This window comes from Zobellella denitrificans (genome assembly GCF_002237365.1).
GTDB lineage: Bacteria > Pseudomonadota > Gammaproteobacteria > Enterobacterales > Aeromonadaceae > Oceanimonas > Oceanimonas denitrificans.
In genome coordinates this window covers 23,094-34,243 of record NZ_NMUO01000003.1, presented here as the reverse complement: position 1 = coordinate 34,243, position 11,150 = coordinate 23,094, and the positions used below count along the sequence as shown (strand labels likewise).

Sequence of the window (11,150 nt, the reverse complement as noted above, 5' to 3'; positions counted from 1 at the left end):
GCTCAGCAGATCCGTGGCAATTGCAGGCCATGAGGCACCTCCAGCAGCCGCGCGCCACCGTAGGGACCGAGCAGGCTGAGCCGTCCCGGCGACGCCGGCGCCCTTACCTCGCCGATAATGCGGGCATGGCGGCCCAGGGGGTGAGCCTGCCACAACGCCAGGGCCTGCCCGGCCTGCTCGGGGGCGATCACCATGGCGGCCAGCCCTTCATTGGCCAGCAGCAGCGGCTCCAGCCCCAGCAGTTCGCACAACGCCCGGGTCTGCGGGCGAATGGGCAGATCCTGCTCGGTCAGCCGGATCTCCACCGACGACGCCTCGGCCATTTCGTTCAGCACCCCTCCCAGGCCGCCGCGGGTGGCGTCGCGCAGGCAGCGCACGCCCGCGCATTGCGCCAGTACCGGCTGGATCAGCGTGTGCAGGGCGGCACAGTCGCTGGCAAGCTCTCCCTCCAGTCCCAGCTCTTCCCGGGCCAGCATGATGGCGGCGCCGTGATCCCCTACATGACCGTTGATCAGCACTTTGTCGCCGGGCCGGGCCGCGGCAACGGACAGGGCCAGCCCCGCCGGGATCACGCCCACGCCGGTGGTGTTGATAAAGAGTTTGTCGGCCATGCCCCGTTCCACCACCTTGGTATCCCCGGTGACGATGGTAACCCCGGCCTGGCGGGCGGCCTCGGCCATGGAGCCGACCAGGCGTTGCAGCAGCGCCAGCGGCAGTCCTTCCTCGATGATAAAGGCGGCACTCAGATAAAGCGGCACGGCCCCGCCCACGGCCAGATCGTTCAAGGTGCCGCACACCGCCAGCTTGCCGATGTCGCCCCCGGGAAATTCCAGCGGGCTGACCACAAAGCTGTCGGTGGTCAGCGCCAGCCGGTCCCCCCGGGCCTGCAGGCCGGCCAATGGCAAGCGGGCCTGATCCTCCTTTTGCAGCAAGGGCATGTCGCCAAAGGCGGACAGAAACAGGCCGTCGATCAACGCATGCATGGCCCCGCCCCCGGCCCCGTGAGCCAGGGTGATGGTCTTTTCGGCGCTAGTCACGGCGGGCCTCCTCGGGGTGGTATTGCTCGGGCCGGTACTGGTAGTAGGCGGCACAGGCGCCCTCGCTCGATACCATCAGGGCTCCCTCCGGGTGCTCGGGGGTGCACCGGCGGCGAAACAGCGGGCACTGATCCGGCTTGATCCGGCCGGTGAGCACGCCATGGCACCAGGCGGGATCATCGGCGGCCTTGCCCGGCCCGGCCACGGCCAGCAGCCCGGTCGCATCCAGATGCCGGTATGGTGCGCGTATCCGCACCCCCGAGCCCGGCACCCGGCCAAGGCCGCGCCAGTGGCCGTCAACGCCCGATTCAAACGCCTGCTCGATTGCTTGCAGGGCGGCCGGATTGCCTGTGTCCGCCACCACCCGGGCATAGGCGTTTTCGATGTCACAACGCCCCTGATCCAGCTGCAACACCAGCTGGTACAGGGCCTGCAGAAAGTCCACCGGCTCAAAGCCGGCAATCACCAGCGGCTTGTGGTACTGCCGAGCAATGGGGGCATACACCCGGCTGCCGATCACCATGCTGACATGCCCCGGCCCCACAAAGCCATCCAGCTTAACCTCGCCCGCCTCAAGCAGGCCGGTCAGGGTCGGCATCAGCCGAATGTGGTGACAGAGAAAACGCAGGTTACCGATGCCGGCACGGTCGGCGGCCAGAATCGAATGGGCGGTGCCCGGCATGGTGGTATCGAAACCGATGGCAAAAAACACCACCTGTTTGCGGGGATGTGCCTTTGCCAGCGCCAGGGCGTCATAGGGAGAATAAAGCACCCTCACCCCGGCGCCCTCGGCTTTGGCCTGCAGCAAACTGCCCCGGCTGCCCGGCACCCGCAGCGGATCACCAAAGCTTGCCAGGATCACATTGGGCTGCCGGGCCAGAGCGACCGCCTGATCCACCGCCGCCACCGGCAGCACGCACACCGGGCAGCCGGGGCCGTGAATAAACTCGATGGTGTCGGGGATGAGCTGGTGCAGCCCGAAACGAAAAATGGCATGGGTATGGCCGCCACACACTTCCATGATCTGCAAGGGCCGGCCAAGGCGCGCCGCCACCCGCCCGGCCACCGGGGTCATGGCGGCCAGCAGGGCCCGTACCCGGTCGGCATCACGAAAGTCTGTGTTAAGGCTCATCACATTCCCTCTGCTCAATTTGCGCCAGCAAGGCCAGGGTGCGGTCGGCTTCCTGCTGGTCAATCAGCGCCATGGCAAAACCCACGTGCAGCAACACCCACTTCCCCACCAGCGTCGAGAGTGCTCGCCCATCGGCAGCCAGCAGCGCGATATTGATTTGCCGGCGTACCCCGGCGGTCTCTGCCAGCGCCAGGCCGGCGTCGGCATCCACAATGCTCACGATTCGGGCCGGTATTCCCAGGCACATAAACACCCCCTTCCCCTCGGCGCAGGTCGAAACACCCTGCTCGCGCCGGCTAACGCGGCGCCTTCCCCCTGCTCCTGCCCCGGGCAAGGGCGATGGCGGCCTGACCCAGGGCAATGCCCCCGTCGTTGCTGGGCACCCGGCTTTGGGTCAGCACCATCAGCCCCATCGCTTCCAGCGCCTCAATCAGGGCCGCCAGCAGCAGGCGGTTTTGCATCACACCACCGCTCAGGGCCACGACGTCAAAGCGCGCTTGGCGTTGCAACTGCTGCACCATTCGGCACAGCCCACTCACTAAACTTAGGTGAAAATTGGCCGCCAGCACCGCTTCGCTTGCTCCCGCCAGCAGGGCATTGATCATCATGGGCCACATCGGGGCCGGGTCCAGTTGCCAGAGTTCGCCTTCGCGGCTTACCCGAACGTCATAACAGGCGCTGGCCTGCGCCCTGCCGGCCAGGCTTTCAAGCTTCATGGCCGCCTCCCCTTCAAAACTCTGCTCGGCAGGCGCCACGCCCAGCAGTGCCGCCACCGCATCGAACAATCGCCCCGCCGATGAGGTCAGCGGAAAACGCGGCGCCATGGCCAGCAACGTCTCGGCCTCATCCCTGAACAGTAACGGACAGCGGGATTGCAGCTCCGGCCATAAAGAAAACGATACCCGCTGGGCCAGCAGGTTGCGCCAGGGCTGTCGGCTGGCCTGGTCGCCCCCCAGCAAAGGGAAAGGCCGCAGCCGCCCCAGCCGATGGTAAGCGGCATAATCGGCCAGCATGAACTCCCCGCCCCACAGGCTGCCGTCATCGCCAAGGCCCAGGCCGTCGAGCACCACGCCCAGCACCGGCTCATTTGGCCCATGGCTGTTTTCCACCAGGCAGGACACCAGATGGGCATGATGATGCTGCACACGGTACAACGGCAGTCCGCGCTCCCTTGCCAGGCGCACGCCCAGCCGGGTGGCGGCATAGTCGGCATGCAAATCGACGGCAATGGCCCGGGGCTTGAGGCCCAGCAGCGCCGGCAGACGTTCCACCTCCTGCCCTAACGCATCCAGACAGGCCGGACTGGCCAGATCGCCCATGTGGGCAGACAGCACCGCCCGGCCTGAACCTGCCAGGCAGCAACTGTTTTTCAAATCCGCGCCCAGCGCCAGCACGGTGCCGTTCAGCCCGGCAGGCAGGGGGATGGGCTCCGGGACAAAACCCCGGGCCCGGCGGATCAGCTTGGGCCGGCCGGCCACCACGGCCAGCACCGAATCATCGCAGCGGTTCACTATGGGTCGGTCATGCAGCAGAAACGCATCGGCCAGTGGGGCCAGCGCCGACAGGGCCTGCCGGTTACCGGTACAGATGGGCTCGCCCCCGGCATTGCCCGAGGTCATCACCAGCGGACCGTCCAGCTCGTTCAGCAACAGCCAGTGCAGCGGCGAGCTCGCCACCATCACACCGAGGTGCGCCAGCCCCGGCGCCAGCGCGTCGGCCGCCATGCCCGCCAGCCGCGGTCGCAGCCGCGCCCTGGGCAACAGCACAATGGGCGCCGCCGGGCTGCTCAGTTGCGCCTGCTCGGCGTCATTCAGTTCAAACCAGGCGTCCACTTGCGCCAGATCCCGCATCATGACCGCAAAGGGCTTGGCGGGTCTGTGCTTGCGCTCGCGCAATAACCCGATGGCCGTTGCCGAGCCGGCATCGCAGGCCAGTTGAAACCCGCCAATGCCCTTGAGCGCCAGCACTCGCCCCTGCTTCAGCCAGGTGGCACATTGCGCCAGCAGGGTCGCCGCGGAACCCTGAATATGCTGCCCTTCGGCACCTTGCAGCCACAAATGCGGACCGCAAACGGCACAGGCCACGGGCTCGGCATGAAAGCGCCGGTTGCCGGGATCGCCATACTCTTCATCACAGGCAGTGCACAGGGCAAAATCCGCCATGGCGGTATGGGCCCTGTCCCAGGGCAGGGCCCGCACAATGGAATAGCGGGGGCCACAATTCGTGCAGTTGATAAAGGGGTAACCATGGCGCCGGTCAGTGGCGTCGTTCAGCTCCGCCAGACACGCCGGACAAGGCGCCAGATCCGGCGGGATCCGGGCGCCCTGTCCCTTCGTCTGGCTGTTCACCACCTCAAACACACGGGGAGCGGACACCCAGTCAAAGGGCTCGGTATCGATACGCTCAATGCGGGCATGAGGCGGGCACTCGGCCCGCAACCGCCGGCAAAACGCCGCCACCGTGGGCTCATCGGCGGCCAGCCGGATTTGCACTCCGGTGCCGATATTGCCGACCTCCCCCACCAGACCGAGCCCGGTGGCCAGCCGGTAAACAAAGGGGCGAAAGCCCACCCCCTGCACACACCCGGTAATGTGCAGGCGGTAACCCGCCGGCGCTTCGCTCGCCAGGCCGGGCGGCATCAGCTCTTCCGTTACATAGCCATGCAGGCGCCGGCACAAGGCCGGCAGGGCACAAGCCAGCTCATGGCTGAGCTCGATGGTACAGGGCGTAAAACGGTGCCCGCCAATCACCATCAGATCGACAACCGGGGCCGGTGATACCAGTTGCGGCACCAGCGCCAGCAGCCCCTTGATGCCGCCGCCATGTTCAGCCCCATCACTGCCCGCCAGCGCGTCCGCCGTCACATTGCGCAAGAGATTAATGCCGCCCGCACGCCCGGCGGTCAAAAAAGTGTCCACCAGTATCACGCGCCGGCAGTGGCGAAACAGCGGCAGCAGACTCACTCCCCCCGTGCCCCCGTCCACCAGCTCGACCCCGTCGGGCCAGGAAAAGCGCCGGCACAGAGCCAGCGCGCGCAGACCGGCGGCATCGTCGCCCCGCAGAGGGTTCCCCAGAAACACAATCCGTACCCCGGCCGTCGCCTTCATTGCCGTCCTTCTTCGATGCCTGGTCTTTCAACTATGGCTCACCCACTAAAAACGGGCGCTGCGGCGCCCGTTTTTAGTGAAGAAGGTGCATTCGTCATTCCTTGCCAAAGTGCACCTTTTCTTCCTTTTTACCGGCGTGGTGAAGCGTGAGGCGCGAGGCGTGAGGCGTGAGGCGTGAGGCGTGAGGCGTGAGGCGTGAGGCGTGAGGCGTGAGTAATTGGAGACAAAAAACCCGGGAAACTCCCGGGTTTTTTATTGCTTCGGCCGTTATGCCTTGGCGGCGGCCTGCTGGCTGGCGGCCAGCATTTCCGCGTCGCTGCGCTTCAGTACCGAGTAGAGCACGCCGGTGACGAGGGAGCCGACGGCGATGGCCAGCACGTACCACGTCAGTTGCTGGATGGCGTTGGGGATGAACAGCACGAAGATGCCGCCATGGGGTGCCAGCAGCTTGGCGCCGAACAGCATGGACAGGGCGCCGGCCAGGGCACCGCCGATCATGCAGCTCGGGATCACCCGCAGCGGATCCCGGGCCGCGAAGGGAATGGCCCCTTCGGAGATAAAGCACAGCCCCAGCACGAAGGAGGCCTTGCCCGCTTCCTGCTCGTTGGTGTTGAACTTGCGCCGGGCCAGGAAGGTGGCGATGCCCATGCCGAGCGCCGGCACCATGCCCGCCGCCATGGCCGCCGCCATGGGGCCATAGGTCTCGGACGCCAGCAGGCCGACCGAGAAGGCGTAGGCCGCCTTGTTGACCGGACCGCCCATGTCGAAGCACATCATGGCCCCGATGATAATACCGAGCAGCACGGCGTTGGCCGAGCCCATGTTGTTGAGGAAGTCGGTCATGGTGTTCATGATGGCCGCGACCGGGCCGCCGACGATGTAGATCATCACCAGGCCGGTAAAGAGGCTGGCGAACAGCGGGATGATCAGGATCGGCTTGAGCGACTCCAGGCTCTTCGGCATGGGGATGTTGCGTGCCAGGAAGCGGGCGGCATAGCCGGCCAGGAAACCACTGGCGATACCACCGAGGAAACCGGCTCCCAGGGAGCTGGCCAGCATGCCGCCGATCATGCCGGGCGCGATGCCGGGACGGTCGGCGATGGAATAGGCGATATAGCCGGACAGCACCGGGATCATCAGGGCGAAGGCCGAGGCGCCGCCGATCTGCATCAGGGCGGCGGCCAGGGTGCCTTCCTCTTTAAAGGCCTCGATGCCGAACACGAAGGACAGGGCGATGATAAGGCCCCCCGCCACCACCATGGGCAGCATGAAGGAAACCCCGGTCAGCAGGTGCTGGTAGGGACCGGCCTGTTTCTTGTCGTCCTTGCCTTCCTGGGCGGCGCCGTTGCCCTGCCCCTGATGCTGGTACATCTTGGCTTCGGCGAGGGCGGTCTCGATGGTGATCTTCGGCTTTTTCAGCGCCTGGCCGGTGCTGGTGCGGTAGACCCGCTTGCCGTCGAACCGGCCCAGGTTGACGTCGATGTCGGCGGCCACGATGACGCAGTCGGCGGCGGCGATGTCCTCGGCGGTAAGGGCGTTCTGGGCACCCACCGAGCCCTGGGTTTCCACCTTGATCTGGTGGCCCATGGCCTTGGCGGTCTCATTCAGGGCCTCGGCGGACATAAAGGTGTGGGCCACCCCGGTCGGACAGGCGGTAATGGCCACCAGCCTGACGCCGACAGCGGCGGCCGGCGCGCTCCCCTGCTGCCTGACCGCCTGGCCGGCGGCCTGCTGCAGCCAGGCCTTGGGCCCGTTCAGCGCCTGCTGGATATCACTCTTGTACAACGGCTTGCCGGCAAAGCGGGACAGGTCCAGCTCGGTGCCGGCGGCCACCACCACCAGTTCGGCCTCGTCGATCTGGGCCTGGGTAAAGGGGATCACCGGCTCGAGCTGGCTGTGGCATTCCACCGTGGCCTGCCAGCCCAGCTCCTCTGCTGCCTGGCGCAACAGGCGGGCTGCCATGTAGCTGCTCGCCATGCCGCTGGGGCAGGCGGTTACGATCAATGTCTTCATTTATATCTCCTTGGCCTCGACCTGAGTGATCAGAATGGCGTTTTGATAGTCACTGACTTCCTTTTGATTGCGAATGCCTACCCCGATCTGGGTCACCGCCATCAACGACAGTGCCACGGCCCGGCGCAGGGTCTCTGCTTCTTCTAGTCCTTCCACGAAACCGGCGCACAGGCCGGCCACCAGGCTGTCCCCTGCCCCGACGGTGCTGACCACCTTGACCTTGGGCACCTGGGCCCGCCAGTAACCCTTGGGGCTGAACCAGTGCACGCCGTCGGCACCGGCCGACACCACCACGTGCTCGATGCCCTGGGCCTGCAGCTCGCGGGCGCAGGCGGCCAGGTCCGCATCATCCTGGATGGGCCGGCCGACCAGGCCGGCCAGCTCGTCGATATTGGGCTTGATCAGCGCCGGCAGGCCCTTGATGCCCGCCCGCAGCGCCTCGCCGCTGGCGTCCAGCAGGACCGTCTTGCCCCGCTCCCGCCACATTTCGATCATGCCTTCGAGCTGCTGGGGATGGACCCCGGGCGGCAGGCTGCCCGCCATCACCAGGGTGTCGAAGTTGTTGGCCAGGGACTCCAGCCGCGCCAGCAGCCGGTTCCAGTCCACGTCGGTCACCTTGAGGCCGGGCAGGTTGATGTCGGTCACCCGGCCGTCCTGCTCGCTTATCTTGACGTTGACCCGGGTGTCGCCGGCCAGGCGCACGAAGTCGTCTTCGATGCCGTGCTGGCTGAACAGGGCGCGGAATGACGAGTCGTTGTTCAGGCCGAGAAAGCCGCAGGCCCTGGGGGTATGGCCCAGATCGGCCAGCACCCGCGCCACGTTGATGCCCTTGCCGGCCGCGCCCAGGTGGCCGGATTTGGCGAGGTTCACCTCGCCGGGCTTGAGGCCATCCAGGGATACGGTCAGATCCAGGGCCGGGTTCAGGGTCAGGGTTAAAATACTCATTTGGCTTCTCCTACCAGGGCCCGCACGGCGTTGGCGTCACTGGCCTTGAGCGCCTGTTCGGCCAGTTGTTGACAGGCAGTCAGGCTCCAGTCGCGGACCTGGGCCTTGACCATGGGTACCCGCTTGAGGCTGACCGACAACTCGTCCACCCCCAGGCCCACCAGCAGCGGCAGCGCCTTGGGATCCGAGCCCAGCTCGCCGCACACCCCGACCCACTTGCCCTTGGCATGGGCGGCGTCGACGGTCATCTTGATAAGCCGCAGCACCGCCGGGTTGAGGCCGTCGGACAGGCTGGCCAGCTCGCCGTTGCCGCGGTCCACCGCCAGGGTGTACTGGGTCAGGTCGTTGGTGCCGATGCTGAAGAAGTCGGCCTCCTCGGCGAACACCTGGGCGTTGAGGGCGGCGGAAGGCACTTCCACCATGATGCCCACCTGCACGTCCTTGGCCTGCACCTCGGCCTGGACCTTGTCGAACATGTCCTTGGCCCAGCGCCATTCGGACCAGTCCGCCACCATGGGGAACATGATGCGGATGGGCTGGTCGCCGGCGGCGGTCAGCAGGGCACGCAGCTGGGTTTCCAGCAGTTCGGGCTTCTGCATGCACAGGCGGATGCCACGCACCCCGAGGAAGGGGTTTTCCTCTTTCGGCACCGGCCAGTAAGGCAGCGGCTTGTCACCGCCCACGTCCAGGGTCCGGGCCACCAGGGGGCGGCCGTCGAGGGCGTCGATGGCCTTCTTGTACTCGGCAATCTGGGCATCCAGGCCGGGGGCGCTGCTCTGGGCCATGAACACGAATTCGGTACGCAGCAGGCCCACGCCCTCGGCACCGGCTTCCACCGCTTCCACCGCCTTGGCGGTCTCACCCAGGTTGGCGCAGATCTCCATGCGATGGCCGTCGCGGGTGGTCGCATGCTGATCGCGGCTGGCCCAGGCCTTTTCCGCCAGCTCCTTCTCTTGCTGCTGGCGGACCTTGGCCTGCGCCAGTTGCTCGGCCTCGGGCGCTACCCAGAGGGTGCCGGCCTCGCCGTTCAGTATCACTTCGGTGCCCTGCTTCAGGCTCATGACGGCACCGCCCATGGCCACCAGGGCCGGAATGCCCAGCGAGCGGGCCAGGATGGCACTGTGGGAAGAGGCGCCGCCGCCGGCGGTAACCATGCCCAGCACCTTGGCCGGATCCATGTTGACCACGTCGGAGGGGCCGATGTCTTCCGCCACCCAGATGTAGGGGGTATCCGGCTTCTGCGGCAGCGGTGCGTCGCACAAAATGGCCATCACCCGGCGGCCGATGTCGCGGATGTCGGCGGCCCGCTCGGCGAGCAGGGCATCGCTGCTCGCCGCCTGCAGGGTGGCGGCGGAGTCGATCTCGCTCCACCAGGCAGCGGCGGCGGACAGCCCCTTGCTCATGCGCTCGGCGGCGCCTTCGGCCAGGGAAGGATCTTCCAGCAGTTCCTGGTGCATGGCCATGATCTCGCGGGCCTGGGCCTGGGTGGCCTTGGCCACGCTGGCGGCCAGGTCGGCGTGAGCCTGCTTGATGGCAGCGCTCAATTTTTGTTGCTCGGCGGCGGCATCGACGGCCTTTTCCGGGTAGTCGAACTGGATGGGCGACTCCACGTAGACGGGTCCGATGGCGGTGCCCGGCGAGGCGGCCACGCCCTGTACCTCGGTATTGGGCGCGATGTCGTGTACCTGGTGGATCTCGGGCTGCCCGACCTCGGCCTCAGGGGCGGCCGCCAGCGGAGCGATGTCTTCGCCCAGGCCATTGTTCACCGCTTCGACCAGGCCGGCCAGCGCGGCTTCGGCATCACTGCCCTCGGCCTTGAACACCAGTTGGTGACCGGCCTTGACGCCCAGGCTGATGACCTTCATCAGGCTCTTGGCGGACACGCTGTGGCCGTCGCCGTCCAGGTTGCGTACCTGGATGTCGGCCTCGAATTTCTTGGCGGTCTGCACCAGCATGGCGCCGGGGCGGGCATGCAGGCCGTGGGGGTTGCGCACCACCACGGTCACCTCGCCAGTGGCCAGGGCGGCGGTCGGCCCCTGGTTCAGGGCGGCCAGCAGCGCCTCGGCGGAAGCCTGGGCGGCCAGTTCATTGCCCTTGCCGGCGGCCAGCCAGTCGGCCAGTTGGCTCAGCAGGGTCTTGTGGGCCGCGCCCTTCACCGCCAGCGCCAGCAGGCCCGCTACCGGCTGCTGCCGGTGCTCGAAGGCGTCCACGGTCACCAGCGCCGCCCGGGAGGAGCCGGTGGTCGGGGTCTGGCTCAGCCACCAGCCCTGTCCCAGGTGACTGGCGTCACCCTTGATCAGGGCGGACTGCTCGCCGGCCGAGGCCTGCAGCAGCACTGCGGCCTGTTCGGCCAGCTGGCTCAGGGAACTGGCCTTGGCCTTGACGGCGATGCTTTCCACGCCCAGGGCCAATTCGGGCTCGCTATCACCCTGCAATAGTTGCAAAATATCCTGCGGCTCGCGGGCGGCCTTGACCCGTTCGGCCAGATCGTCCTGGGACAGGGCCCGGGCCAGTTGCTTGAGCAGCCCCAGGTGTTCGTCGGAGCCGGCGGCGATGCCCAGCACCAGATAGGCTTTTTCACCGTCGCCCCACTCTACGCCTTCGGGCAGGTGGATGGCCTTGATACCGGTTTTTTTCACCAGATGGCGGGTATCCTGGGTGCCGTGGGGGATGGCGATGCCCTGCCCCAGGTAGGTGGCGGTTTGGGCTTCACGTGCCAGCATGCCGGCCTCGTATCCGGCGGCCACATTGCCATCCTGCTCCAGCCACTGGGCCAGCGCATTGATCACGGAAGTCTTGTCGGCCAAGGCGGCACCGATTTTTACGTCTTGTGTAGACAGTGAAAGCATGACATCACCTGCTGATTTACAAGGATATTTACACCCTAGAACAAGATGGAAGGAACTTGGGTTATTT

At 66.6% G+C, this 11,150-nt stretch carries 7 protein-coding genes; all 7 read right to left on the bottom strand.

The window, feature by feature from the left end:
• Nucleotides 1–2: 2 nt before the first annotated feature.
• The 7 genes from hypE to ptsP all read right to left on the bottom strand — a co-directional run bounded on the left by hypE (nucleotide 3) and on the right by ptsP (nucleotide 11,083).
• Nucleotides 3–1,037, bottom strand: coding sequence for a hydrogenase expression/formation protein HypE (hypE, locus tag CGX12_RS01325; RefSeq protein ID WP_094038095.1), 1,035 nt, complete (start codon nucleotides 1,035–1,037; stop codon nucleotides 3–5).
• Complete coding sequence (gene hypD / locus CGX12_RS01320) at nucleotides 1,030–2,169, bottom strand: hydrogenase formation protein HypD (protein WP_094038094.1); 1,140 nt, start codon at nucleotides 2,167–2,169, stop codon at nucleotides 1,030–1,032. Before hypD ends, hypE begins: the two co-directional genes overlap by 8 nt.
• Nucleotides 2,159–2,416, bottom strand: a complete 258-nt coding sequence (locus CGX12_RS01315; protein WP_094038093.1) for a HypC/HybG/HupF family hydrogenase formation chaperone — start codon at nucleotides 2,414–2,416, stop codon at nucleotides 2,159–2,161. Before CGX12_RS01315 ends, hypD begins: the two co-directional genes overlap by 11 nt.
• A gap of 49 nt (nucleotides 2,417–2,465) precedes the next feature.
• Nucleotides 2,466–5,276, bottom strand: a complete 2,811-nt coding sequence (hypF, locus tag CGX12_RS01310; protein WP_094038092.1) for a carbamoyltransferase HypF — start codon at nucleotides 5,274–5,276, stop codon at nucleotides 2,466–2,468.
• 267 nt (nucleotides 5,277–5,543) lie between these two features.
• A complete protein-coding gene (locus CGX12_RS01305; RefSeq protein WP_094038091.1) occupies nucleotides 5,544–7,289 on the bottom strand; it encodes a PTS fructose-like transporter subunit IIB in 1,746 nt (581 codons plus the stop codon).
• Nucleotides 7,290–8,234 (bottom strand): 1-phosphofructokinase, encoded by a 945-nt coding sequence (pfkB, locus tag CGX12_RS01300; RefSeq protein WP_094038090.1) that lies wholly within the window; start codon nucleotides 8,232–8,234, stop codon nucleotides 7,290–7,292.
• Complete coding sequence (gene ptsP, locus CGX12_RS01295; protein WP_094038089.1) at nucleotides 8,231–11,083, bottom strand: phosphoenolpyruvate--protein phosphotransferase; 2,853 nt, start codon at nucleotides 11,081–11,083, stop codon at nucleotides 8,231–8,233. Before ptsP ends, pfkB begins: the two co-directional genes overlap by 4 nt.
• Nucleotides 11,084–11,150 lie beyond the last annotated feature (67 nt).